21 protein-coding genes and 1 pseudogene are annotated in these 23964 nt (G+C 69.3%); 6 read left to right on the forward strand and 16 right to left on the reverse strand.

Annotation, left to right across the window (positions count from 1 at the left end):
* Positions 1 to 68: 68 nt before the first annotated feature.
* Together AB4Z48_RS06225 and AB4Z48_RS06230 are read right to left on the reverse strand one after the other, a co-directional pair.
* Positions 69 to 485, reverse strand: coding sequence for a VOC family protein (locus AB4Z48_RS06225; RefSeq protein ID WP_441613009.1), 417 nt, complete (start codon positions 483 to 485; stop codon positions 69 to 71).
* Positions 486 to 511: 26 nt separating this feature from the next.
* Complete coding sequence (locus AB4Z48_RS06230) at positions 512 to 931, reverse strand: GNAT family acetyltransferase (RefSeq protein WP_441613010.1); 420 nt, start codon at positions 929 to 931, stop codon at positions 512 to 514.
* A 129-nt stretch (positions 932 to 1060) separates the two neighbouring features.
* Between AB4Z48_RS06230 and AB4Z48_RS06235 the strand changes: the two genes are divergently transcribed.
* On the forward strand, positions 1061 to 1675 hold the full coding sequence (locus AB4Z48_RS06235) for an HD domain-containing protein (protein ID WP_441613011.1): 615 nt from the start codon (positions 1061 to 1063) through the stop codon (positions 1673 to 1675).
* A 135-nt stretch (positions 1676 to 1810) separates the two neighbouring features.
* On the opposite strand, the gene AB4Z48_RS06240 is transcribed toward AB4Z48_RS06235, so the two are convergent.
* Complete coding sequence (locus tag AB4Z48_RS06240) at positions 1811 to 5404, reverse strand: indolepyruvate ferredoxin oxidoreductase family protein (protein WP_441613012.1); 3594 nt, start codon at positions 5402 to 5404, stop codon at positions 1811 to 1813.
* A 327-nt stretch (positions 5405 to 5731) separates the two neighbouring features.
* Here AB4Z48_RS06240 and AB4Z48_RS06245 point away from each other — a divergent pair, with 327 nt between their 5' ends.
* Complete coding sequence (locus tag AB4Z48_RS06245; protein WP_441613013.1) at positions 5732 to 7792, forward strand: NYN domain-containing protein; 2061 nt, start codon at positions 5732 to 5734, stop codon at positions 7790 to 7792.
* Between the two features lie 143 nt (positions 7793 to 7935).
* Here the strand turns inward: AB4Z48_RS06245 and gspF are convergent, their stop codons facing one another.
* The 11 genes from gspF to gspG form a co-directional block, all read right to left on the reverse strand.
* Positions 7936 to 9153 (reverse strand): type II secretion system inner membrane protein GspF, encoded by a 1218-nt coding sequence (gene gspF / locus AB4Z48_RS06250; protein ID WP_441613014.1) that lies wholly within the window; start codon positions 9151 to 9153, stop codon positions 7936 to 7938.
* A gap of 20 nt (positions 9154 to 9173) precedes the next feature.
* A complete protein-coding gene (gene gspE / locus AB4Z48_RS06255) occupies positions 9174 to 10724 on the reverse strand; it encodes a type II secretion system ATPase GspE (protein ID WP_441613015.1) in 1551 nt (516 codons plus the stop codon).
* 8 nt (positions 10725 to 10732) lie between these two features.
* Positions 10733 to 13120, reverse strand: coding sequence for a type II secretion system secretin GspD (gene gspD / locus AB4Z48_RS06260; protein ID WP_441613016.1), 2388 nt, complete (start codon positions 13118 to 13120; stop codon positions 10733 to 10735).
* Between the two features lie 54 nt (positions 13121 to 13174).
* Complete coding sequence (gene gspN / locus AB4Z48_RS06265; RefSeq protein ID WP_441613017.1) at positions 13175 to 14002, reverse strand: type II secretion system protein N; 828 nt, start codon at positions 14000 to 14002, stop codon at positions 13175 to 13177.
* Entirely contained in the window at positions 14002 to 14598 is a 597-nt protein-coding gene (locus AB4Z48_RS06270; protein ID WP_441613058.1) for a type II secretion system protein M, read from the reverse strand. Before AB4Z48_RS06270 ends, gspN begins: the two co-directional genes overlap by 1 nt.
* Before the next feature lie 23 nt (positions 14599 to 14621).
* Positions 14622 to 16019, reverse strand: coding sequence for a type II secretion system protein GspL (gspL, locus tag AB4Z48_RS06275; RefSeq protein ID WP_441613018.1), 1398 nt, complete (start codon positions 16017 to 16019; stop codon positions 14622 to 14624).
* A 346-nt stretch (positions 16020 to 16365) separates the two neighbouring features.
* Complete coding sequence (gene gspK, locus AB4Z48_RS06280; protein WP_441613019.1) at positions 16366 to 17406, reverse strand: type II secretion system minor pseudopilin GspK; 1041 nt, start codon at positions 17404 to 17406, stop codon at positions 16366 to 16368.
* Positions 17403 to 18131: a PulJ/GspJ family protein gene (locus AB4Z48_RS06285; RefSeq protein ID WP_441613020.1), complete on the reverse strand. Its 729-nt coding sequence runs from the start codon at positions 18129 to 18131 to the stop codon at positions 17403 to 17405. Before AB4Z48_RS06285 ends, gspK begins: the two co-directional genes overlap by 4 nt.
* Positions 18109 to 18522 (reverse strand): type II secretion system minor pseudopilin GspI, encoded by a 414-nt coding sequence (gene gspI / locus AB4Z48_RS06290; RefSeq protein ID WP_441613021.1) that lies wholly within the window; start codon positions 18520 to 18522, stop codon positions 18109 to 18111. Before gspI ends, AB4Z48_RS06285 begins: the two co-directional genes overlap by 23 nt.
* A complete protein-coding gene (locus tag AB4Z48_RS06295; RefSeq protein ID WP_441613022.1) occupies positions 18519 to 19010 on the reverse strand; it encodes a GspH/FimT family pseudopilin in 492 nt (163 codons plus the stop codon). The genes gspI and AB4Z48_RS06295 overlap by 4 nt, the downstream gene beginning before the upstream one ends.
* 36 nt (positions 19011 to 19046) lie before the next feature.
* Positions 19047 to 19526, reverse strand: a complete 480-nt coding sequence (gspG, locus tag AB4Z48_RS06300) for a type II secretion system major pseudopilin GspG (RefSeq protein WP_441613059.1) — start codon at positions 19524 to 19526, stop codon at positions 19047 to 19049.
* A 286-nt stretch (positions 19527 to 19812) separates the two neighbouring features.
* Between gspG and AB4Z48_RS06305 the strand changes: the two genes are divergently transcribed.
* Positions 19813 to 20412, forward strand: a complete 600-nt coding sequence (locus AB4Z48_RS06305; RefSeq protein ID WP_441613023.1) for a hypothetical protein — start codon at positions 19813 to 19815, stop codon at positions 20410 to 20412.
* Positions 20413 to 20610: 198 nt separating this feature from the next.
* Entirely contained in the window at positions 20611 to 21192 is a 582-nt protein-coding gene (locus AB4Z48_RS06310; RefSeq protein WP_441613024.1) for an EF-hand domain-containing protein, read from the forward strand.
* 81 nt (positions 21193 to 21273) lie between these two features.
* Here the strand turns inward: AB4Z48_RS06310 and AB4Z48_RS06315 are convergent.
* Positions 21274 to 21540: pseudogene (locus tag AB4Z48_RS06315) on the reverse strand (4-hydroxyphenylpyruvate dioxygenase); the annotation flags it as partial.
* A gap of 151 nt (positions 21541 to 21691) precedes the next feature.
* Between AB4Z48_RS06315 and AB4Z48_RS06320 the strand changes: the two are divergent.
* On the forward strand, positions 21692 to 22183 hold the full coding sequence (locus tag AB4Z48_RS06320; RefSeq protein WP_441613025.1) for an Lrp/AsnC family transcriptional regulator: 492 nt from the start codon (positions 21692 to 21694) through the stop codon (positions 22181 to 22183).
* Between the two features lie 78 nt (positions 22184 to 22261).
* Here the strand turns inward: AB4Z48_RS06320 and AB4Z48_RS06325 are convergent, their stop codons facing one another.
* Positions 22262 to 22960 carry a GNAT family N-acetyltransferase gene (locus AB4Z48_RS06325; protein ID WP_441613026.1) on the reverse strand — a complete coding sequence of 233 codons (699 nt, stop codon included), beginning with the start codon at positions 22958 to 22960 and terminating at the stop codon, positions 22262 to 22264.
* A gap of 437 nt (positions 22961 to 23397) precedes the next feature.
* Between AB4Z48_RS06325 and kefF the strand changes: the two genes are divergently transcribed.
* Complete coding sequence (gene kefF, locus AB4Z48_RS06330; RefSeq protein ID WP_441613027.1) at positions 23398 to 23955, forward strand: glutathione-regulated potassium-efflux system oxidoreductase KefF; 558 nt, start codon at positions 23398 to 23400, stop codon at positions 23953 to 23955.
* The last annotated feature ends 9 nt before the right edge of the window (positions 23956 to 23964 follow it).

Raw genomic sequence — 23964 nt, forward strand, 5'->3', positions numbered from 1 at the left:
GGAGCGGCGGCGGAGGGAAGCGGGAATTGTAGGGCTATCCGGCCCGCATGCCTAGTTCGCCGCACAGGCTACGCAACCGTATCCGTTGGCGGCCCCTTCAGCTCGACGACATTGCCATCGGGATCGCGCACGTAGATCGACGGCCCCTTGCCCTCGGCGCCGAAGCGCATCTCCACCGGACCCGGCTCCACCCCATGCGCGCGCAGGTGGGTGCCCAGGGCATCGGCGTCGAAGGGATCGACGCGCAGGCAGAAATGGTCCAGGTTGTGCCCCTGCGCACCGGGCCCGGCGCCACCCGCGCGGCCGAGCGGGCCGTCCAGCGTGACCAGGTCGATCAGGCCGCTGCCGGCGCGCAGCTGGGTCAGGCCGAAGGCCGGCTGCTCGCGCTCCACGCTGCAGCCCAGCACCTCCACGTAGAAACGCAGCAGCGCGGGCACATCGGCGCTGCGCAGGACCAGGTGATCGATGGCGAGGATGCGGAACATGGCTGCCTGCCGGTGGCGTGGTGTGGCTACAGGTCCGGGATCAGCCGCTTGCCCAGGCTGACCGCCTCGTCCTGGGCGTACCCGAGGCTGCGGTAGAAATCGATCACCTGGTGGTTGCCGGTGCGCACCAGCAGGTTGATCTTGGGGCAGCCGCGCTCGATCAGCAGCTGCTCGGCGTGCGCCATCAGGCGGCGGCCGTGGTCGCGGCGCCGGTGGTCCGGATGCACGGCCAGGTAGTACACCCAGCCGCGGTGGCCGTCGAAGCCGACCATGGCGGAGGCCACGGCGCGGCCATCCACTTCCCCGACCAGGAACAGCTCGGGCTGCTCGGTGAGCTTGCGGGCGATGTCCTTCTTCGGGTCGTTCCAGGGCCGGGTCAGGCCGCAGGCCTGCCACAGGGCGATGATGTCGTGCTCGTCGGAGGCCAGGTAAGGGCGGATCTGCATGCTGGGTCGAGGCGCCGCGCGGCGGCGGTAATGTCGAGTCCTTGACAGTGTAGCCGCGAAAGCTGTGCCAGAATCGGCTTCGCCAATATCAAGACAAGCGGGGACAACCCGCCACAGGAGACCACCCCCATGAGCGAAACCACAAAGCACGCCCGCGCCACCTTCAGCCATATGGAAAACGGCACACGCGAGGACTGGGCCGCCATTTCCGCCGAGTTCATGCCCTTCGCGCAAAACCTGGCCGACCGCGTGCTGGCCCACCTCAAGCTGCTCGACGGCGACTGCGGCGGCTTTCCCATCGACCGCCTGGCCCACAGCCTGCAGACCGCCACGCTGGCGCACCGTGACGGCCGCGACGAGGAATACGTGGTGTGCGCGCTGTTGCACGACATCGGCGACACGCTCGGCAGCTTCAACCATCCCGACATCGCCGCGGCCATCCTCAAGCCCTTCGTCAGCCCCGAGAACCTGTGGATGGTGGAGAAGCACGGCGTGTTCCAGGGCTACTACTTCTTTCACCACCTGGGCCTTGACCGCAACCTGCGCGAGCAATTCCGCGGCCAGCCCGAGCTGTTCGCGCGCACCGCCGAGTTCTGCGCCAAGTACGACGGCGCCGCCTTCATGCAGGACTACGACAACCTGCCGCTGTCGTTCTTCGAACCGATGGTGCGGCGCGTGTTCGCGCGGCCGCGCAACTCGATGTACGTGAAGGAAAACGAGACGACGCTGGCGCAGCCGGCGTGAGGGCGTGCGCGCTGGCGGGCGGGCCGACCGGAACGGATCGGAACATGGCGCCGCCAAAAAAAACCCCGCGCTACGAATAACGCGGGGTTTGACGACAACCGGGGCGCCGCCGCAAGGCTGCGCCCGAGCTTCACCTCATGCCACCTGCTGCGCCGTCTCCGGATGGCGGAACTGTTCCAGCAGCGCCGACCAGCGCGAGCGCACCTTGACCAGGTTGTCATCCTTGATGTGGCCGAAGCCGCGGATGTCGTCGGGCAGGTTTGCCAGCGCGACAGCGGTCGCGTGGTTGGCCGGGCTCAGGTCCCGTGTCAGCTCGTCGAGCAGCGCGCGGTACTCGCCGATCAGCGCGCGTTCGGTGCGGCGCTCGGCGGTCCTGCTGAACACGTCGAGCGGGCCGCCGCGCAGGCCCTTGAGTTTCGCCAGCAGGCGGAACAGGGTCATGGTGGACGGGCCGAAAGCGCGCTTGACCAGGTGGCCCTTTTCGTCGCGCTTGGCCAGCAGCGGCGGTGCCAGCCAGAACTTCAGCTGGTAGTCGCGCCCGGGCTCGCCCTCGAACTGGCTGCGCAGCTTGTCGAGGAAGACCGGATCGGTGTAGAGGCGGGCGACCTCGTACTCGTCCTTGTAGGCCATCAGCTTGGACAGGTTGCGTGCCACTGCCTCGGTCAGCGGCAGCGGCTTGGCGCTGCCGACCAGTTCGATTTCCTTCGCGCGCACGTTGTTCACGGCAGCGCGGAAGGTCTGCGCGTAGGCGGCGTCCTGGTAGGCGGCGAGATGCTCGGCGCGGCGCGTGATGAGCTTCTCCAGCAGCGCACCGGAGGAGGTGGGCAGCTTGACCACGTCGGCGCCCTCGGCGGTGCTCTTGAGCTTGCCGGTGAGCGACAGCACGTGTTCCGGGTCGTGCGCCATGTGGCGGCCCCAGTCGAAGGCGGCCTTGTTCTTCTCCACCGCGACGCCGTTGAGTTCGATCGCGCGCACCATGGCGTCGAGCGACAGCGGCAGCCAGCCTTTTTGCCAGGCATAGCCCAGCACCAGCGGGTTGGTGTAGATGGTGTCGCCCAGCAGTGCCACGGCCAGGGCGCCGGCATTGATGAAGTCGCAGGACTCGCCGACCGCGTTGCGCACATCCTGCTCGGCCGACACGCCGGGGAACTGCCACTTCGGGTTCTTGATGAACTCGGCCGTGGGTGTCTGCGCGGTGTTGATGATGGCGCGCGTGCGGCCGACCTGGGTCTTGGAGATGACATCGTCGGTGGCGCTGACGATGGCGTCGCAGCCGATCACCAGGTCCGCCTCGCCCATGGCGATGCGGGTGGCGTGCAGTTGCTCGGGCCGCGCGGCGATCTGCACGTGCGAGAGCACGGCGCCGCCTTTCTGCGCGAGGCCCGCCATATCGAGCACGGTGACGCCCTTGTCCTCCAGGTGCGCAGCCATGCCGAGCAGGCCGCCGATGGTGACCACGCCGGTGCCGCCGACACCGGTGACCAGCACGCCGTACGGATGATCGAGGCCGGGTAGTTCAGGCAACGGCAGCGCAGGCAGGCTCTCCATCGATATGCCGTGGCGCTCGGGTTTCTTCACCTGCGCGCCTTCGGCCGTGACGAAGCTCGGGCAGAAGCCGTTGACGCAGGAGAAGTCCTTGTTGCACGACGACTGGTTGATCTGCCGCTTGGTGCCGAACTCGGTCTCCAGCGGTTCCACCGACAGGCAGTTGGACTTGACCGAGCAGTCGCCGCAGCCTTCGCAGACCGCATCGTTGATGAAGGCGCGCCTGGCCGGGTCCGGATAGGTGCCGCGCTTGCGGCGGCGGCGCTTCTCGGTGGCGCAGGTCTGGTCGTAGATCAGGATCGTGCAGCCCGGCACTTCGCGCAGCTCGCGCTGGATCTTGTCCAGCTCGTCGCGGTGATGCACTTCCACGCCTTGCGGCAGCTTGATGGCGGCGCTGTACTTGTCCGGCTCGTCGGTGACGATGACGATCTGCTTCGCGCCTTCGGCCGCGACCTGGTTGGCCACGTCCTGCACCGACAGCTTGCCGTCGATGGGCTGGCCGCCGGTCATGGCGACCGCGTCGTTGTAGAGGATCTTGTAGGTGATGTTGACGTTGGCCGCGATCGAGGCGCGGATCGCCAGCAGGCCGGAGTGGAAGTAGGTGCCGTCGCCCAGGTTGGCGAACACGTGCTTGGCGCCGGCGAACGGCATCTGCCCGATCCACGCCACGCCTTCGCCGCCCATCTGGCTGAAGGTGCTGGTGTTGCGGTCCATCCACACCGTCATGTAGTGGCAGCCGATGCCGGCCATCGCGCGCGAGCCCTCGGGCACGTTGGTCGACGTGTTGTGCGGGCAGCCCGAGCAGAACCAGGGCTTGCGCTCGGCCGTCACGCGCGGCACCGCCAGGCTCTTCTCCTTGGCGTCGATCACCGCGATGCGCGCGGCGATGCGTGCGCGCACGTCGGACGGCAGTTCGAACTTCTCCAGGCGCGTGGCGATGGCGCGCGCGATGATGGCCGGCGACAGCTCATAGTGCGCCGGCAGCAGCCAGTTGCTTTGCGGGATCGACCACTCGCCGCCGGCGTTGTCCTTCTCGTCGAACTTGCCGTAGACCTTGGGGCGCACGTCGTCGCGCCAGTTGTACAGCTCTTCCTTGAGCGCGTACTCCATGATCTGGCGCTTTTCCTCGACCACCAGGATTTCCTGCAGGCCTTCGGCGAACGCGCGCGCGCCGTGCGCCTCCAGCGGCCACACGCAGCCCACCTTGTACAGGCGGATGCCGATGCGCGCGCAGGTCTCTTCGTCCAGGCCCAGGTCGCACAGGGCCTGGCGGGTGTCGAGATACGCCTTGCCGGCGGTCATGATGCCGAAGCGCGCCTGTGGCGAATCGATCTCGATGCGGTCGATCTTGTTGGCGCGCACATAGGCCAGGCCGGCGTACCACTTGAAGTCCAGCAGGCGGGCTTCCTGTTCGAGCGGCGGGTCCGGCCAGCGGATATTGAGGCCACCCGGCGGCACCGCGAAATCCTCGGGTAGCACGATCTCCACGCGATGCGGATCGAGTTCGACCGAGGCCGACGATTCCACCACGTCGGTTACGCACTTCATCGCCGCCCACAGTCCGGAATAGCGGCTCATGGCCCAGCCGTGCAGGCCGAAGTCGAGGTACTCCTGCACATTGGACGGAAACAGTACCGGCAGCCCGCAGGCCTTGAAGATGTGCTCGGACTGGTGCGCCAGCGTGGAGGACTTGGCGGCGTGATCGTCGCCCGCCAGCACCAGCACGCCGCCATGCTTCGAGGAGCCGGACGAATTGGCGTGCTTGAAGACATCGGCGGTGCGGTCCACGCCGGGGCCCTTGCCGTACCACATGCCGAACACGCCGTCGAACTTCGCGTCCGGGTACATATTGACCTGCTGCGATCCCCATACCGACGTGGCGGCGAGGTCTTCGTTCAGGCCCGGCTGGAACACGATGTCGTGGGCGGCCAGGTGCTTCTTGGCCTTCCACAGCGACTGGTCCAGCCCGCCCAGCGGCGAGCCGCGGTAGCCGGAAATGAAGCCCGCGGTGTTGAGCCCGGCGGCGCGGTCGCGTTCGCGCTGGAGCATCGGCAGGCGCACCAGGGCCTGCATGCCGCTGATATAGATGCGGCCGCGTTCGAGCGTGTATTTGTCGTCCAGGGAAACGTTTTCGAGCGCGCGGCGGATGGCGTCGCTGACCGGCGGAGTCAAGGGGGCATTCATAGGTGCTCCTCTATGGGGAATGCAGTCGGGATCGCCGACTCACTTCAGTTGTGGGCGGCCGTGCGCAGCCTCTCGTGAAGGCATAGGACGACCGTGTCTCTTTGCAGCATGGTAGCACCGGCCCCGGAGAGGCGGCACCTTGCGATGCAGCAATAAATGCGCCAGCCGCGGGCGCGCTTTCCCATGTTGTCACGGCTTCGCGTGTACACTGCGCTGCAAACAGTTTGCACAACGAACGGGCAGATGCGGACCGTGCGCCATATCCCGAGGGAGCGCGCCACGGTGCAACCCGCCCTACCCGAGGCCGACCGGCCTCCAGGATCCTAAATGACCATTTCCTCCCGCCAGGGCACCGCCACCCTGGCCGTGCTGATCGACGCCGACAATGCGGCGCCCGCCATCGTCGAAGGCTTGCTGGCCGAAGTCGCCAAGTACGGCGTGGCCGCCGTCAAGCGCATCTACGGCGACTGGACCAAGCCCAATCTCGCCAGCTGGAAGGAGCGCCTGCTCTCGCACTCGATCCAGCCGATCCAGCAGTTCCGCTACACGGTGGGCAAGAACGCCACCGACAGCGCGATGATCATCGACGCGATGGACCTGCTGTACACGGGCCGCTTCGACGGCTTCTGCATCGTCTCCAGCGACAGCGATTTCACGCGCCTGGCCTCGCGCATCCGCGAGCAGGGCCTGACCGTGTATGGCTTCGGCGAGCGCAAGACGCCCAAGCCGTTCGTCACCGCCTGCGACAAATTCATCTACGCCGACGTGCTGCGCGCCGCCGACAGCGATGCCGATACCGACACGGAGGCGGATGGCACCGCCGCGCCCGCGCGCAAGCGCAACAGCGGCGAGCTGCGCCAGGATTCGCGCCTGGTGCGCTTGCTGCAGAACGCTTCGCAGGCCGTGTCCGACGAAGAGGGCTGGTCCACGCTGGGCGGCATGGGTACCCATATCGCCAAGCAGGCGCCGGAATTCGACTCGCGCAACTACGGTTACGGCAAGCTCTCCGAGCTGGTGGCCGCCACTGGCCTGTTCGAAGTCGAGACGCGTAACGGCGGCAACAACAAGACGCTGTGGGTGCGCCTCAAGCGCCGTTCGAAGCAAGGCGAAGGCGAGAGCCGCCCGGCCGAAGGCCGCCAGGGCGACAGCCGCGACAATCGCCCGGCCGAGAGCCGCCCGGCAGAAAGCCGGCCGACCGAAAGCCGCCAGGTGGAGAGCCGCGACAATCGTGACGCCCGCCAGGGCGAGAACCGCGACAACCGCGACAACCGCGACAACCGCCAAGGCGAAGGCCGTCAGCCCGACAATCGCCAGACCGACAACCGCGAAGGCCGTCAGCCCGACAATCGCCAGACCGACAACCGCGAAGGCCGTCAGCCGGACAATCGCCAGGCCGACACCCGCGAAGGCCGTCAGCCCGACAATCGCCAGGCCGACACCCGCGAAGGCCGTCAGCCCGACAATCGCCAGACCGACAACCGCGAAGGCCGCCAGCCGGACAATCGCCAGGGCGACAACCGCGAAAGCCGCCAGCCCGACAACCGCGAAAACCGCGACAACCGTGAAAACCGCGACAGCCGTCGCGGCGACAACCGCCGCGGCGACGGCCGCCAGGGCGGCGATCGCCATGCTTCCCAGCAGGCGCACGGTGCGCGTCCCGCGCCGGCGCAGCAGCCTGCGCTGCCGATCCAGCCCGCGCCGCTGCCCGAGCACGCTGCGCAGGCGGACGAGAGCGATGACGTGCCTTCGTTCGTGGTCGATCCGCTGGACGCCCTCGCGCTGGCGCAGGACGGCTTCGATGATGCCGAGTCGATGGAAGGCGAACTGACGGAAGGCGATGCCGGTGCGACGAACGCCGCGCGCCGCCGCAAGCCGCCCAAGCCCGAAGTCACGCTGAGCGAGACCCCGTGGCCGATGGACCGGTCGCTCTTCGTAGCGCCTTCCGCGACCGTGATCGCGCCGGTGGTAGAGCGGGTCGAGGTGACCAGGCCGGTCAAGCCGGCCAGGCCGGTCGAAGCGGTCGAGCCGGCCGAAGCGCGCAAGGCGGACGAAGTGGTCGAGACGGTCGAGACGGTCGAGACGGTTGAGGCGACCCCGGTGGCCGAAGCTGCTGAAGTAGCCGAAGCCGCCGAAGCCGCCGAAGCCGCGCAAGGCGCCGAGCCCCTGGTCGAGGCAAAACCGAAGGCCAAGGCGAAAGCCAAGCCGAAGGCTCCGGCCAAGAAGGCCGCGGCACCTGCCAAGAAGGCCGCGGCGGTGAAAAAGGCCGCGCCCGCCAAAAAGGCCGCACCCGCCAAAAAGGCTGCGCCCGCGAAGAAGGCTGCCGAGCCGGCCGCCAAGAAGGCACCGGCCAAGCGCGCCCCGAAGAAGACGGCCAAGGCTGCCGAATAGGCCAGGGACCGCGGGTAACAGGCGTGCCATGTGTGGCGCGCCGCGGCCCGCACGCCGTCAAGGGCAGAAGAGAAGCAAGGAGAAACGGCGCCGGTCATTCCGGCGCCGTTTTCATTTCTGCCTGCCTCAGCCGGCCTCGGGCGCTACCGCACCAGCTGGTTGATCTCGATGATCGGCATCAGCACCGCCAGCACGATCAGCAATACCACCACACCCATGCTCAGGATCAGCAGCGGCTCCAGCAGGCTGGTGAGGAACAGCGTGCGCCGCTCCAGTTCCTGGCCTTCGCCCTGGGCGGCGCGCTCCAGCATCACCGGCAGGTTGCCGGTGGCCTCGCCCGAGCGGATCAGGTGCACCAGCACCGGCGGGAACTGGTTCTGCGCGGCCAGCGCGCGCGCCAGCGAGGCGCCTTCGCGCACACGCGTGGTGGCGTCGTCCACGTTGTCCTTGAGCGCTTCGTTGGTCAGGGTCTCGCCGGCTGCCTGCAGGCTGCGCAGGATGGGCACGCCGGCCGACACCAGGATGGCCAGCGTGCTGGCGAAGCGCGCGGTGTTGTAGCCGCGGATCAGCTTGCCCAGCAGCGGCGCGGTCAGCAGCCAGCGGTGCCACGACAGCCGCACCCCGGGCTGGCGCAGCAGGCTGCGGATGCCGAACGCCACCGCGACGATGAAGGCCAGCGCGGCCCACCACCAGTTGCGCACGAAATCCGACAGCGCCAGCATGATGATGGTCAGCGTGGGCAGCTTCTGCTTGGTGTTGGCGAACACGCTCACCACCTGCGGCACCACGTAGGAAAGCAGGAAGATCACGATGGCGAAGGCCACCACGGTGACGATGGCCGGGTAGGTGAAGGCCAGCCTGATCTTGGCGGTGAGCGTGTTGCGCGTCTCGATGTAGTCGGCCAGCTTTTCCAGCACCAGGCCGAGGTGGCCGGAGTGCTCGCCGGCCGAGACCAGCGCGCGGTAGATGTCGGGGAAATCGCGCGGATGCTGCTGCAGCGCCAGCGACAGCGAGCTGCCGCCCATCACCTCGGCGCGGATGCCCGCCAGCAGCTCGTGCACGTAGCGGCGCTCGGCCTGGTCGGCCAGCGCGGCCAGCGCTTCGTCCAGCGGCAGGCCGGCCACGATCAGGCTGGCGAGCTGGCGCGTGAACAGCGCCTGCTCCTGGGTGGACAGGCGCCGCACGAAGGACGCCGTGCTGCTCTTCTGCACGCCGCCGACGCCGGCCAGCGGGTCTACGTTGAGCGGGGTCAGGCCGCGTGCGCGCAACTGGCCGCGGGCCTGCTTGGGGCTGTCGGCCTCGATCACCCCGCGGTCGGTCTTGCCGGCGGCGTCAACGGCCTCGTAACGATAGGCGGGCATGGTTTTGCTCGGGTGTCCTGCTAGTCGCGCGTCACGCGCAGCACTTCTTCCAGCGCGGTGGCGCCGCTGTCGATCCAGCGCTGCGCATCGCCGCGCATGGTGTGCGTGCCATGCGCGAGTGCCACCTTCTTGATCTCGGACTCGGGCGACTGCCGGTGGATCATGGTGCGGATCTCATCGTCGACGCTCAGCAGCTCGTACACGCCCATGCGGCCCTGGTAGCCGGAATGTCCGCACTTGTCGCAGCCCACCGCGTGCCACACGCGCTGCAACGGCTTGCCCTGGGCGAGCAGGGCATCGGCTTCCTCGGGCGTGACTTCGATCACTTCCTCGCGCTTGCAGTGCGGGCAGAGCCGGCGTACCAGCCGCTGCGCCAGCACGCCGAGCAGCGACGACGACAGCAGGAAGGGCTCGATGCCCATGTCGACCAGCCGCGTCACCGCCGAGGCGGAATCGTTGGTGTGCAGCGTGGCCAGCACCAGGTGGCCGGTGAGCGAGGCCTGCACCGCGATCTGCGCGGTTTCGAGGTCGCGGATTTCGCCGATCATCACCACGTCCGGGTCCTGGCGCAGGATGGCCCGCAGCGCCTTGCCGAAGGTCATGTCGATGCGCGGGTTGACCTGGGTCTGGCCGATGCCGTCGAGGTCGTACTCGATCGGGTCTTCCACCGTCATGATGTTGGTGGTGCGCGAATCGAGGCGCGACAGCGCGGCGTACAGCGTGGTGGTCTTGCCCGAGCCGGTCGGCCCGGTCACCAGCACGATGCCGTGCGGCTGGCGGATCAGGTGATCGAAGCCGCCCAGCGTGCCGGGCGCCATGCCGAGCTTGGCCAGGTCGAGGCGGCCGGCTTCCTTGTCGAGCAGGCGCAGCACCGCGCGTTCGCCGTGGCCGGTGGGCAGGGTCGAGACGCGTACGTCCACCGGACGCCCGCCCACGCGCAGCGTGATGCGGCCGTCCTGCGGCAGGCGCTTCTCGGCGATGTCGAGCTGCGCCATGATCTTGATGCGCGAGATCAGCGCGCCGTGCAGCGCCTTCTTCGGGCGCACCACGTCGCGCAGCGTGCCGTCCACGCGAAAGCGCACCACCGAGGACGACTCGAACGGCTCGATATGGATATCCGAGGCGCCTTCGCGCGCGGCCTGCGTGAGCAGCGCATTGATCATGCGGATGATGGGCGCGTCGTCCTCGGATTCGAGCAGGTCTTCCACGGCGGGAATGTCCTGCATCAGGCGCGACAGGTCGACTTCGCCCTCCACCTCGCCCACCACCTGCGCGGCGCTGCCGCTGTCCTGGCGGTTGTAGGCCTCGGACATGGCCAGTTCGAGCGCATCCGGTTCCAGCACGCGCAGGTGCAGCGGCCCGTGCACGCGCGTCAGCTCGGCCAGCGCCGCGGGCGAGGTGGCGCGGCTGACCCAGACCTCCAGCCCGTCCGCGTGCTGGTGCGCGATCAGCAGGCGCGCCTCGCGCGCGAAGCCGTAGGGGACCAGGCGCGCGGCCATGGTCGAAGGCGGCTCCAGCGCCGCCTCGGGCGTTGCGGCCGGCGCGCCGGCAGGGGCGATGCTAGTTGCCATGGCGTGTCTCAGTTCCCGCCGCGGGCGGCGTCCACGGTGCCGCTGCCGGCGCCCGGCGCGCCCGGCGCCGGCTGCTGGCGCGACTGCGGCAGCGTCTGCTCCAGCGGCAGCGGGCCCGGCACCGGCCCGCGCGAACGCGGGTCGACGAAGGGCGTCATCGGCGCATCGGCCGGCGGCAGCACCGGCGTGTTGGTGTCGCGCGTCATGATGTTGGGCGAGACGTAGCTTTGCTGCAGGCCGCGCATGTAGTCGTAGCGGTCCTGCGTGAGGCGGTCGGTGGCACCGGCGGTGCGCATCACGTAGGGTCGCAGGAACACCAGCAGGTTGGTCTTGCCGCGGTTCTTGTTCTCGTAGCGGAACAGGCCGCCAATCAGCGGCAGGTCGCCCAGGCCCGGCACCTTCTGCACGCCGTCGCCGTAGGTGTCTTCGATCAGGCCGCCGAGCACGATGATCTGGCCGTCGTCCACCAGCACGTTGGTCTCGATCGAGCGAACATTGGTGGTGGGGCCCTGCGTGAGCGAGGCGGTGCCTGCGACCACGGAGGACGACTCCTGGTAGATCTGCATCTTCACCAGGCCGCCGTCGGTGATCTGCGGCTTGACCCGCAGCGTGATGCCGACGTCCTTGCGGTCGAAGGTCTGGAACGGCGTGACGGTGGCGGCGCTGCCGGTCTGCGCATAGGAGCCGGTGGTGATCGGGATGTTCTGGCCGATCAGGATCTTGGCTTCTTCGTTCTCCAGCGTGATCAGGTTCGGCGTGGACAGCAGGTTGACACTGCCGTCGGCGCCCAGCGCGTGCAGCAGCGCCCCCAGGCCCATGGCCTTGTTGACGAGGCCGAGGTTCAGGCCGGCCAGGTCCGGGATCAGGCCCGACACCGCAGGAATGGCCGCGACGCCACCGGCATTGATCGCGGCGGCGGCGCCCGTCAGGTTGATGATGTTCTGGCCGCCGGTGCCGAAGTTGGTGCCGGCAAAGACGTTGGTATTGCTGCCGCGCGAGTTGATCAGGCCTTGCCACTGGATGCCGAGCTGGCCGGTCTGGGTGGAGGAGACCTCCACGATCATCGACTCGATGTAGACCTGCGCGCGGCGCGCGTCGAGGTCGTCGATCACGGCGCGCAGGTTGCGGTAGACCGGTTCGCTGGCGGTGATGATCAGCGAGTTGGTGGCGGGGTCGGCCTGGATGATGCCGCCCGTGGTGGGCAGGTTGGTGGTGGCGAACGAGGCCGAGAAGGCCGAGCCGCCGCCGGCGCCGAAGCCCGAGCCCGAACCGCTGCGCATGCTGCCCGTGGTGCCGCCGGTGTACTGGCCGCTGGCGGGCGTGGAGGTGTTGAGCAGGCCGCCGGTACCGGTGGAGCCCACGCCGGCGGCGCCGGACGTGCCAGGCTGGCCGGTGCTGAACGAGCTGTCGGCGGCCACGATGGCGCGCAAGGTCTGCGCCAGCTTGGTGGCCTCTGCGTTCTTCAGCGGCACCACCCAGATGTTGCCCGCCCGCGCGTAGGGCTGGTCGAGCTTCTCGATCAGCTGGCGCGCCTGCTGCAGGCGCGCGCGGCTGGACGCGCGGATCATCAGCGCATTGCTGCGCGGCTCGGCCACCACGGTGGTGCGCAGGGAGACGTCGCCGCCGGGCACCGCGCCGCCGGCACCGCCCGCCGCGCCCGGGTCCAGCAGTTTCTGCAGGACCAGCGCGGCGTCGCTGGCGATGGCGTTCCTGAGCGGCACCAGTTCGACCTCGCCGGAGGCCGGCGCGTCGATGGCGGCGATGATGCGGGCCAGGCGCTGCAGGTTCTCGGCGTAGTCGGTGATGACCAGCGTGTTGTTGCCCGGGTAGGCGGTGATGGTGTTGTTGGGGGCGATCATGGGCCGCAGCACCGGCACCAGGTTGTTGGCCGACTCATAGTTGAGGCGGAACACCTGGGTCACGACCTGGTCGCCGCGCGAGCGGCCGCCGCCGACCACGATCGGCGAACCCTGCAGCTTGGCGTCGGCTTCCGGCACCACCTTGGTGAAGCCATTGCTCTCGACCATCGCATAGCCCTGCATGCGCAGCACCGAACCCAGCGTTTCCAGCGCCTGCGAGCGCGATACCGGCTGTTCGGTCACCAGGTTCACCGAGCCCTTGACGCGCGGGTCGATGACGAAATTCTTGCCGGTGGCCTGCCCCACCGCCTTCACCACCGATTCCAGGTCGGCGTTGACGAAGTTGAGCACGACCTGGTCGCGGTTGCGCGGGGTCAGGTCGGGTGGCTGGCCGGGCTGGGCCGGCGGCTGCGCCGGTTGCGGGGCCGGTTGCTGGGCCCACAGCGGCGCCGGCGCCAGCAGGGAGAGGCCGCACACCAGCGCGGTGGCGCGGGCGCAGCGGGTCTTGAACGAGAGTCGTAGAGCTTGGGTTTTCATAATCGGTTCCGGGCTGCGGGCGGCAGGAGCGCGCGGGGCGCGCCTGCCGCCGGGTCAGAAGCGCAGCCGTGTCACATTGTCCTCACGTCGTCCCAGCAGGCTCAACAGGCCCACCAATTGCGCGGCGGCGTCGGGGTCGGCGCTGGCCGTGCCCTCGAAGCGTGCCTGGCGGCCCAGGATGCCGCTGCCTTGCAGGCGCAGCGGCCCGGCAAGGGTTGTCAGCTCTATCTTGCCGTCGGCGCCGCCCCAGTCGATCTCCGCGCGGTAGCTGCCCAGCGGGCGCACCCGGCTGACAGCCGATGATACTTGCTCGAGGCGCAGCGTCAGGTGGCCGGTCATGCCACCGCCGCCGCTGTCGCCCGCGCGGCGGAAGAAGCGGCCCTGCAGCATGGACCAGTCGATGCGCATCAGGCCGTCCGGGCGCAGGGTGTTGAACGGCGCGCCAACGCCTTCGAGCAGCGCAGCCGGCAGCCGGATGGCGCCCGCCTGCGCGGTCCAGCCCAGCGGCGTGACTGCCACGCCCACCGGGCCGCTCATCGCTTCCGAATGCGTGACCACCAGGCGCAGGGTGCCGGTGAGCAGCGGCCAGAACGCCACCGACCAGTGCAGCCGCCCGGGCAGCACGGTGGCGGTCTCGCTGCCGGCGCCGGCGGACAGCGCCAGCGTCGCGCTGCCGTTCCACAGCGAGCCCTCGGCGTCGGCCAGCAGCACGCGGCGCTGGCTCCGGGTGGCGATGCCGTCGGCGATCCAGGCCGCGGGAAAGGCCGCCAGCACCGTCAGCGCGACCGTCGCCAGGCCCAGCGCAAGCCAGCCCAGGCGGCGCCAGCCGCGCGGGCTGCGCATGCCGCGGCGGGCCAGCCGGAGCGCCTCCAGGCGCGCCATCAGCCTCGCCCGCCCGGATTGGCGGCCGGGCCTTGCAGGGTAGCGGTGACGTTCACCATGGCGGTGGCGCCCACGTAGACGATGCGCGTGTCGGTTACCTTGAGCCGCTGTTGCTGGCGCACGTCCTGCAGCCAGCTGGCCACGGCGCCGAACGGGACCTTGTCGAGCTGGAGCTGCACGCCGTTGTCGCCGGTGCTGGCCAGGCGCGTGGCCTTCAGGCCGTGCTGGGCCAGGCTGTCCTGCAGCGCCTGCGTCAGCGCCTCGCCGCGCAGCGATGGCGCCGGGCTGGCGGCCAGGCCGCGCGCTTCCTGCGCGAGCGTTTCCATCTCGGCCAGGTCGCCGCGCAGCTGCGGCAGGCTGCGCGCCAGCCTGGCGCGGCCGTCGGCGGCGGGCTCCCACAGCACGCTGTAGCCGATCACGAGCGCCAGCACGGTGCCGCCGCCGGCCAGGATGGCCTGCTCGCGCGGGTTGCGTGCCGACCAGAAGGCCTGGAAACGCTCCTGCCAGCGCTGCGGCACGCGCGGGCGCAGGCGCGCCAGCCGCTCGGCGGCGCGCGGGCGGGCGGCGGAGCCGGGCTTGGATGCGGTGTCTTTCATCGGGTTCACTTGGCGCTCCGCGCTCACAGGCTGGGCTTGATCGACCAGCGCGTGCCGGCCGGCGTATTGCCGCGCGTGGCGTCCGGCGGGCTGTTGTCCGGCTCCATGGCCAGGCCGGACTGGCGCGCCGCGCTGCGCAGGGCCTCGGCATTGGCGCCGGGCTTGAGCGTGGCGTAGAGCGTGTGCCCGCGGTACTCGAGCGCCAGCAGCGCGTCGGGCGCGAGCTGGCGGGCGGCCTGGCCGAAGCGGTCGGCCAGCGGCAGGAAATCGTCGGGCGTGCTGCGCCCGGAGGCCAGGCGCAACTGGTCGACCTGGCGGCGCATCTGCAGCGGCGCGTCGATCACTACCGGGATCTGCGGGAAGGCACTGCGCAAGACCTGCTCCTGGCCGGCCTGCAGGCGCTTTTCTTCCTGGCTCATCATCAGCCACTGCACATTCATGCCGATCAGCTGCACCAGCAGCAGGCCAGCGGCCAGCGCCAGCGGCAGGCGCCAGGCCTTCAGGTTCCAGCGGTCGGCACGGCCCTGGGCGAATTCGAACTGGGCCAGGTCGAGCGCGGGATCGAGCAGGCTGGCCCGCGCGCCCTCGATCCACACGCGCCAGCCGAGCGCGCGCGCGCCTTGCGGGGCGCCCTGCGCCAGCGCCTGCGGCGCGGCATACCAGTCGCCGGGCGGGGCCAGGCCTTGCCAGGCGCCGAGGGCGTCGTTGCCCAGCAGCAGGCCGTAGCCGGCGTACTCGCCGCTGCGCACGGTCAGCTGCCAGAAGCGGGGGGGCTGCTCGGCCGCGGGCACGCCCGCTGTGTCGAACAGGGGCGAGGCGCTGGTCAGCGTGGCGGCCTCGAGCGCCAGGGCCGCCATCGGCGTGCTGTCTTCGGCGGCTGCGCCGTCGTCCTGCGGGGCCTGCGCGGCACCCTGCGCCGGCAAGGGCAGGCACAGCTGCGCCGGCAGCACGTGCCGGCGGCGATGGCGGTGCTCGGCGAAAGCGTCCAGCACGGCGCGCAGCCAGGCGCGGTCGGTCACCATCAGCAGGCGCTTGCGGGCGCCGGCCACAGGCTTGCCGGCCGGCGCATCCAGCGCGGGGCCGACGGCGATATGGCTGAGCTGGGCGTCGGTGGCGAGCACATCTTCCACCAGGTTGGGCAGCGCCAGCTTGAGGCGCGCCGGCGCCAGCGGCGGCACCGATGCCTGGGTGAGCAGTACGTCGCTGGCGGCCAGGATCAGGACCAGCCGTTCGGCCGCGGGCAGTTCGGCAATGGGAGCGTGGCCTTCGCGCAACAGCTGCGGGGCCGCCTGGGGCCCCTGGCGACGGCCGCGTCCGGCCACGGCCGCACGCACCAGCGCGAACGGCAAGGCGCCGAAGTGCCAGGGTTGCGGCTGGTCGTGCGGCCTGTGCGGCAGGCGGACGTACAGGGTGGTGCTCAAGATTTCCTTGCTACTGCGCCAGCAATGGCGTCGATGAACGATGGCGGGGGACGGGCGGCCCGCGCGGCGGACCGCTCCGCTACGCGAAAGACGCCGGCTGCGTTGCCGCCGGCGGCACTGCACTGATGGAAGCGCAAGAGCTGGACTACCGCTCGGACTACGCTTGCGCCGGGCCGGAGCATACCTTGCCTGTGTGACGAATTGGCGTCAATACGTATCTGTGTGACAGCTGCCCTCGAGCGCCCGCAAGGCTTGCAGGCAAGCGCCTTTGGCGGCAGCCGGCGGGGTCGCCGGAGGTATCCGGGGCGCCACCCGGAAGGGGGGAAACAAAGGGCGCGCCGGGGCCTCAGCGTGGCTCGGGCATGCGCTCCAGATCGCGTACCCAGACCACCCGGGTGGTGTTGGCATTGCCCATCACCTCGCCGCGATAGACCAGCGAGACCTGCATGCGGGTGGCGCGCTCGTGGCGGATCAGGCCGTAGACCAGGAAATAGTGGGTGCGCACATCGAGCGTGCTGGTGGCGGTGTTGGGGTCGGCCTGCGGTGCCAGCGTGCGCAGCTGGGACTGCACGTCGGCCACGTTGTTGAAGTAGGCGCGGTCGCGCTGGCGTACCAGCTCGCGCGCGCGATCCAGCGGCAGCTTGTCGATGACCGCGGCCAGCACTTCGGCCTCGGCGGTGTTGGCGTTGACCAGCGTGCGCTCGGGCAGCAGGTCGACGAAGGGCTCCAGCGTCGCCACGATGTCGGGCGTGTAGCCGGGAATGGCGAGCAGGTCGTCGGCGCCGTCGGGCGCGCGCAGGCCTTGCCGGCCGCCGTTGCCATCGCCGCCCATGGCTGCGTTGACCAGGTAGCGCGCCGTGGGCTCGGCCAGCGCCGCGTTCAGGCCCAGCGTCTGCAGCAGGCGGCGGTAGATCGCCAGGCTGGACGGGTCGACGCTGGCAACGCGGCCCTGCGCTTCGCTGGCGCTCCACAGCACCAGGTTGCTGAGGTTGAAGCGGGCCTGCGCATCCTGGATACGTCCCGAGAGGAAGGAGGTCTCGCCTTCCTGGTCGGTGCGCAGCGCGGCGCCGAGGAAGTCGGACAGCCGGGTCTCGGCGATGGGCACGGCCCAGGGCTCGCCGAGCTGGTCCACATTGGTGCGGCGCTGGTCGTCGCGCAGGATCAGGCGGGCCCAGTCGACCGCCGCGCGCTCGATCCAGGTGGCCTGGGCCAGCAGGCGCTGGTTCTCGATGGAGCGGATCTGCACCTGCTGGCGCCACAGCATGCCGGACACCACCACCACCGCCAGCGTCACCACCAGCAGCGCCGTCACCACGGCGGCGCCGCGCTGGCGGCGGCGCGAGGGCAGGCCCGGGGCGCGGGCGAAGGATGCGGTGCGCTTGCTCATAGCCCGGTCATGCAGATCTTCTGGAACTGCCGGGGCGCGTCGCCGTCGCCCATGCGCGCCGTGAGGCTGAGCTCGATGGCGCGCACCGCCGTGGTGGCCACGCCGAGGCTCGCGCCCGCGCCCGATGCGGCCACGGCGCTGGCGCTGGCGTTGCCGCTGAGCAGGGCCGCCGCGATGCGGCCGTTCTCGGACTGCCAGCCACCCGGCTCGGTCCACACGCGTGCGGACAGGCCGGCGGCATCGCCCACCAGCGCGCGCGCCAGGTTGCCGCCGCCGCCCGCCTGGCGCTGCGTCTGCAGCGCCGACTGTACAGCGTTGCGGTTGTCCGCCGGGGGGCTGGCCGAGCGCACCACGGTATTGCCGTCGAGGCGGTAGGCAACCACCTGCCACTGCGTGGGACGGCCTTCGTCGCGGCGGTCGCGCACCATCAGCAGCTGGCCGTTGCCCAGTTCGACGGGGCTGCGCTGCAGCAGCGCGGGGCTGGCGAGGTGCTCGCAGTCGGACTGGAACTGTCCATACAGCAGCTTGAGCGAATTGAGGCGCTCGTCGTGGTCGGTCAGGCGCTCGCGGCTGCGCGTCATCGCGTCCAGCCCGCGCCAGGCGATGACCGCGATCACCGCCAGCAGGGTGATGGCCACCAGCATCTCCAGCAGCGTGAAGCCACGCGCGCCGGCGGCGCGGCGCACGGGGCGCACGGGGCGCCTAGAGCAGGTTGCGCGTTTCATTGGGAATGATGGTGACGAGCCAGGCCAGGCGCACGGATTTGTCGGCGCCGGACGGGTAGACCGCGATCTCGACGCGGCGAAACGAGGGGTTGGGCGTGGCCGAGACGGTTTCCTCGCAGTACAGCGCGACGCCGCCCTGCGGGCAGGCGTAGCCGCGCGTGCCGGGCTCGGGCCAGGTCTTGGACAGGCGCAGCGTGGCGAAGTGGTTCTCGGCGCTCCATTCGGCCAGCATGCGCGTCTGCAGCGAGGCGCTGGCCTCGATCATCGAGCCCATCGCGCGCATGGCGGCGGTCAGCGCCACGGCCAGGATGGTCAGCGCGACCAGCACTTCGATCAGGGTGAAGCCGCGCCCGGGCGGGGCCGCGCGGCGTGCGTCGGCGCGGCGCGTCATGGCGTGCTGGCGAAATAGCGGCCGGTGCCGTCGCCGGCCACGTCCACGCGGATGTCGCCACGCACCAGCACCACGTGCTGGGGGCCGTCGATCAGCTCGCGCCCGAACACAAGGCGCGTGCCGTTGTTGCCGCGCCCGCCTTCGGTCACGGCGACATTGTCGAGCTGGAGGCGCCATTTGGCGGGCGCGAAGACGTCGCTGGCGAGCGGGCTCCAGCCGGCCGGGGTGGCCTGCAGGAAACGCCAGCCGGACGTACTGGCTTCCCAGGCGATCGGGCGGGCGCGCAGCTGGGCTTCTTCCTGAGCCAGCTCGAACAGGCGCGCGATGCGCTGTCCGTCGTCGAGCACGCGCCCGCGCTCGTTGGGTGTGGCATTGACGGCCACCAGCGAGATCACGATGCCGGCGATCACCATCACGACCAGCAGCTCCAGCAGGGTAAAGCCGTGGCTGCCGGGCTGGCGCCGGCGGCCGTGCGGCCGGAGGTTCATGGCTGCATGCCCGCCGCGGTCATTGGCGACGGATCCCTATTCCCAGTTGCCGATATCGGCGTCATTGCCGCTGCCGCCAGCCTGGCCGTCGGCGCCGAAGCTGAACACGTCGATCTCGCCGCGCACGCCCGGGTTCAGGTACTGGTAGGGATGGCCCCAGGGGTCCTTGGGCAGCTTTTCCAGGTAGCCGCCGCCCTTCCAGTTGTTGGGGATGGGCTCGGTGGCGGGCTTGACCACCAGCGCCGCCAGGCCTTGCTCGGTGGTGGGGTAGCGGCTGTTGTCGAGGCGGTACAGCTTGAGCGCCTGCATGATCGAGGAGATGTCCTGGCGCGCGGCGACGATGCGGGCTTCGTCGGGGCGGCTCATGATCTTGGGCACCACCAGCGCGGCCAGCACGCCGAGGATCACGATCACGACCATGATCTCGATCAGGGTGAAGCCGCGCGACTGGCGGCGGGACTGGCAACGGGCGGGACGGCGGGAAGAATCGGCGAAGCTGGCAGCGAACCTACGCATCATGGATAGCCTTTTGGAATATCTGGTGCAGCGCAGGGACCTCGAACGCGGGCGGCGCTGCGGCTCGCCAGACAGTATAACCGCCACTTCATGACGGCTTTGCGGACGTGCGCCCGCATGTTCACCCGCGGCCGGTCGTGCGGGCAAGCGGCATCTCGCTGCATCCCGGCCGCGCGCGGCCTGCCAGGTCCCGGCGCGGGGAAGACAGTTGTCATGCGGCTCTGGTAGGCTTGGCGTTTTCCACGCCTTGCAGCCTGCTGCAGCCCTGATCCCCGTGCAACTCTCCATGCGGCCCGCCTTTCGCCTCGACCCTGCCGGCCTCTGGCTGCCGCGCCTGGCGGGGCTCGTCCTGTTCGTCGCGCTGTGTGCGCTGGCCACGCGCTGGGCGCTGACGTTCAGCGCGATGAAGACGATCCCGGTGCCGCGCACCGCCCGCGTGGCGCAGACCGAGGCGGTCGAGACCGGCGCCGCCGGCACGCTGTTCGGCGGCGCCGCGCAGTCGGGCGTGCGCGACGTGCAGCTGATCGGCGTGGTGGCCGATCTCGGCAGCGGCGCTGGCGCGGCCATTCTCTCGCTCGACGGCGGCCCGCCCAAGGCGGTGCGCGCGGGCACGGCGCTGTCTGCGCAGTTGCGCCTGGTGGAGATCCGCGACCGCGGCGTGGTGATCGAGCGCAACGGCGTGCGCCAGGAAATCGCGCTGCCGGTGCCGGCCATCGTCACGCGCGGTCCGGCCGCGGCGGGCCAGCCGTCGCTGCCGGCCGGCGCCGCGGCACCGCTGTCGACGCCAATGCCCGCGGCCGTGCCGCCGCAGGCGCAGCCGGTCATGCAACCGGCGCCGGCGCAGCCCACCGGGGCCCCGGGCGAACCCATTTCCGCGAAGGACTGATTGCCGCCCCGAGGGCAGGGTTTGCCGCGGTGACTCTTTGTAACCGCCATCGGCCGGATATTTACCAATACTTTCAGCGGTTTACGCAGGAGCGCCCTAACTGTGAGCCGCGTAACAACGTATTAGAGAGACCAACTTTCCTGCCTGCCGTGCGTTCTAATCCTTACCAGTCCACCGAGACGAAAAAGGAGCAAAGACATGCAAGGCAATCTCAAGACGCGTTCGATCCGGAATTTCATGGCCGCTTCGGCGGTGATCCTGGCGATGGGCGGCACGGCTTTCGCGCAGACCGCGGCACCCGCGCCGGCAGCTCCCGCCCCCGGCGCGCAACAGGCGCAACAGGGCGGCATGCATCACCATATGGGGCACGGCGACGGCATGTGGATGAAGTCGATCGACACCGACGGCGACGGCACCATCTCCAAGGCCGAAGCCGACGCGCTGTTCAACAAGATCGACACCAACCACGACGGCAAGCTCGACAAGAGCGAGCTGGCGGCGTTCCACAAGACCAGCATGGAGCAGCGCCGCGCAGCCATGCAGGCTGACTTCGAGGCGCGCTTCAAGGCGGCCGACAAGAACGCCGACGGTGCCTTGACCAAGGCCGAGGTCCAGGCCGGCTTTCCCCGCCTGGCCAAGCGCTTCGACCAGCTCGACGCCAACCACGACGGCAAGCTGACCATGGACGAGATCCGCGCCGGCATGCAGAAGATGCACGACCAGTGGGGCCAGCGCGGCAACCCGTCCAATCCGGCGGCGCCTTCGGGCCGCGGCGGCTGATCGATGCCTGGCAGGATCCCGCGGCAGACCAGCGCCGCGGGCAAGAAAAAGCGCGACCATCCGTGGTCGCGCTTTTTCTTTGGCGCGGGCGATCGGTGCGAAGTCCACGTCGTAGATGCTGATATTGCCCGCCTCGCCAGCCTTGGCACCATCCTTGCCTTCCCATCGGTCGGCGAGGCAGATCAGCGAATCGCCGATACCCTTGATGGCCTCGATGGCCTCGATGGCCGGGATGTTCAGTTCCATCGGGCCGCGCTTGTTGTCGAAGCCCCAGGCGCCCGGTTCCAGTGCACGGCCATGGGCGGGGGCGGCATCGTGCACCCGGAAGGCGATCGCGCAGATCGACGGGGCCGTGCAGGGGGGCGGCGGCCGGGGCAGGGAGGGGGGCTGATAAGCTGCGTCTATAGTCCGGACTACACAAAAAATTGCGTAGTTGTGCACAGCTTGCTAAATTTGCGCAAAAAAATTGCCGTCAAACATATTGCGGAGCAACAATATCGTGAGCAAGGTGGAGCTGGACAAGATCGACAGGAAGATCCTGGAGGTGCTGCAGGCCAACGGGAGACTGACCAATCTGGAAGTGGCCGAGCGCGTGAACCTGTCGCCCAGCCCCTGCCTGCGGCGCATCCGGCGGCTGGAGGAGATTGGCGTGATCCGCCAGTACGCGGCGCTGCTGGAGCCGGGCAGGATCGGGCTCGGGCTGCTGGCCTATATCAACGTGCGGCTGGAGAAGCATGGTGGCGCGCCCAAGGGCAAGGCGCCGCTGGACCTGTTCCGCGCCGCCATCGCGATCTGGCCGGAGGTGGCCGCCTGCCATGCCATGACCGGGGAAATGGATCTGCTGCTGAAGGTCTACGTCGAGGACATGGAGCACTTCGCGCGCTTCATGAAGGACCACCTGCTGGCCCACCCGGCGGTGATCGACGTGCGCTCGAGCTTCGCGCTGGAGTGCATCAAGGACACGACGGCGCTGCCGGTGGCGGGGGGCTGAAGGGCGCAGGCGACGGCCGGGGCGGCAATGAAAATGGCGCGCCGCCGGGCGCGCCATCCTGGCAAGGCCGCAATGCCGTCAGGCCGTGCGCTTTTGCGGCAGCATCGAGCGCCAGAAGCGCAGGCCGAAGCGGCGCGCATCGCGCAGGTTGCGGCGGACCATGTAGTCGAGGTCGGCCACCTGCTCGTCGAGCGCCTCGGTCAGGCGGCTGACGGTGTCGGCGGGCGGCAGTTCCAGGTAGGCGTCGGCCTCGCCATAAGCGTACTGCACCTTCATGCCGGCTTTCTTGGCGATGTGCATCATGGCGGCGTTGCGCGACAGGCAGTGCATGTACAGCGTGCGCACATTGCTGTTGCGGCCATGCATGGCGGCGCGCTCGAACAGCGAGCTGCCGATGCCGCGGCCGCGCGCGCTCTGCGACACGGACACGCCGAATTCGGCAACGCGGCCCTGGGTGTTGTCGCGCAGGTTGGCGAAGTGGCCCACGCCGATCAGTTCAAGGTGCTCGTCGTAGACGCCGAACACGGTGTCGTGGTCGAAGTCGATGCTGTCGACATAGGCCTCGATCACATGGTCGCCGACCGACTGGCCAAAACGGAGCAGGCGATCCTCCTCGCCCAGGGCGAGGAAATGCTTGAGCAGACGCGAGCGGTGATGCGCGGCCAGCTCGCGCACCAGGGTGGTGGGGCGATGCGAGGCCTGCGCGGCTGCGGTTGCGCGGCGGAGATCTTCGTCGGATACGGCCCCGACGGCCTTGCTCAGTTCGAGCGGATTCACTTTGTTTTCCTCGCGACGTAATCAGGTATAAAAATAGCAGTCAGCAGGTGTTTGTCCATGCACTTTCGAGTGCGGCCTGGCTTTGGAAGCCTTGGCCAAGGGCAAACACTATCTTGCTGCAACGCAAAAAGTATTGTAGTGGAATTGTCAGTCTCGCGTAAGGTAGCGGGACGGCCAAGCTGGCTACATTTTGTAATATCGGGATTTATTCAATAAAATCAATAGCTTGAATTGTGCTTCATGAAGCCGGCGAGCCCCTGGAATGTGGGTTTGTTGCAACGCCGCATATCGAGGCATCGCCAGTGCCGCCAGCCGGCCTGCCCTGATTTAACATCGGGGCGCCAGGCCCGGGGTGCCATTCTGGTGCGCCTTGGGCCTCTTTTTTATCGCAAGACCGTCGTTTCGCGCGGCGCACCTTACGTTTTTCAGGATTCTTTGTGGACCCCAAGGCCGAGCCACCGATTCTCGTCATCTACGCCCACCCCAGGCCGCATCAGTCACGCGTCAACCGCTCGCTGGCCTCGGCCCTGGAAAAGTTGCCGGCTGTCACCGTGCACGATCTCTACACCCGCTATACCGACTACGACATCGACGTGGTGGAGGAGCAGCGCGCGCTGGCGCGCGCGGGCACGGTGGTGCTGCAGTTCCCCGTGCAGTGGTACAGCATGCCGGCGCTGCTCAAGCTGTGGATGGACGATGTGCTGGAAAGCGGCTGGGCCTTTGGCCCCGGCGGCACGGCGCTGCGCGGCAAGTCCCTGCTGGTGGTGGCCAGCACCGGCGGACATGCCGATTCCTACGGTCCCGACGGCACGCACGGCCACAGCATCGGCGAATACATGCTGCCGCTGGCGCAGACAGCCGTGCTGTGCGGCATGAACTGGCTGACGCCGCTGGTCCTGCATGACGCCAACCAGGTGGACGAGGACGTGCTGGCCGAGCATATCGGCCGGGTATCGATGGTGCTCGGCGGCGCCGCCGGCGTCGCGGCCGGCTGAGGAGCGCGC

Origin of the sequence: Cupriavidus sp. 2TAF22, assembly GCF_052115045.1 — a bacterium.
Lineage (GTDB): Bacteria > Pseudomonadota > Gammaproteobacteria > Burkholderiales > Burkholderiaceae > Cupriavidus.

Excerpts from the sequence above, each read along its gene's own strand:
- AB4Z48_RS06225 (WP_441613009.1), bottom strand. The coding sequence starts at position 485 with ATGTTCCGCATCCTCGCCATCGATCACCTGGTCCTGCGCAGCGCCGAT.
- AB4Z48_RS06230 (WP_441613010.1), bottom strand. The coding sequence starts at position 931 with ATGCAGATCCGCCCTTACCTGGCCTCCGACGAGCACGACATCATCGCC.
- AB4Z48_RS06235 (WP_441613011.1), top strand. The coding sequence starts at position 1,061 with ATGAGCGAAACCACAAAGCACGCCCGCGCCACCTTCAGCCATATGGAA.
- AB4Z48_RS06240 (WP_441613012.1), bottom strand. The coding sequence starts at position 5,404 with ATGAATGCCCCCTTGACTCCGCCGGTCAGCGACGCCATCCGCCGCGCG.
- AB4Z48_RS06245 (WP_441613013.1), top strand. The coding sequence starts at position 5,732 with ATGACCATTTCCTCCCGCCAGGGCACCGCCACCCTGGCCGTGCTGATC.
- gspF (WP_441613014.1), bottom strand. The coding sequence starts at position 9,153 with ATGCCCGCCTATCGTTACGAGGCCGTTGACGCCGCCGGCAAGACCGAC.
- gspE (WP_441613015.1), bottom strand. The coding sequence starts at position 10,724 with ATGGCAACTAGCATCGCCCCTGCCGGCGCGCCGGCCGCAACGCCCGAG.
- gspD (WP_441613016.1), bottom strand. The coding sequence starts at position 13,120 with ATGAAAACCCAAGCTCTACGACTCTCGTTCAAGACCCGCTGCGCCCGC.
- gspN (WP_441613017.1), bottom strand. The coding sequence starts at position 14,002 with ATGGCGCGCCTGGAGGCGCTCCGGCTGGCCCGCCGCGGCATGCGCAGC.
- AB4Z48_RS06270 (WP_441613058.1), bottom strand. The coding sequence starts at position 14,598 with ATGAAAGACACCGCATCCAAGCCCGGCTCCGCCGCCCGCCCGCGCGCC.
- gspK (WP_441613019.1), bottom strand. The coding sequence starts at position 17,406 with ATGAGCAAGCGCACCGCATCCTTCGCCCGCGCCCCGGGCCTGCCCTCG.
- AB4Z48_RS06285 (WP_441613020.1), bottom strand. The coding sequence starts at position 18,131 with ATGAAACGCGCAACCTGCTCTAGGCGCCCCGTGCGCCCCGTGCGCCGC.
- gspI (WP_441613021.1), bottom strand. The coding sequence starts at position 18,522 with ATGACGCGCCGCGCCGACGCACGCCGCGCGGCCCCGCCCGGGCGCGGC.
- AB4Z48_RS06295 (WP_441613022.1), bottom strand. The coding sequence starts at position 19,010 with ATGAACCTCCGGCCGCACGGCCGCCGGCGCCAGCCCGGCAGCCACGGC.
- gspG (WP_441613059.1), bottom strand. The coding sequence starts at position 19,526 with ATGCGTAGGTTCGCTGCCAGCTTCGCCGATTCTTCCCGCCGTCCCGCC.
- AB4Z48_RS06305 (WP_441613023.1), top strand. The coding sequence starts at position 19,813 with ATGCGGCCCGCCTTTCGCCTCGACCCTGCCGGCCTCTGGCTGCCGCGC.
- AB4Z48_RS06310 (WP_441613024.1), top strand. The coding sequence starts at position 20,611 with ATGCAAGGCAATCTCAAGACGCGTTCGATCCGGAATTTCATGGCCGCT.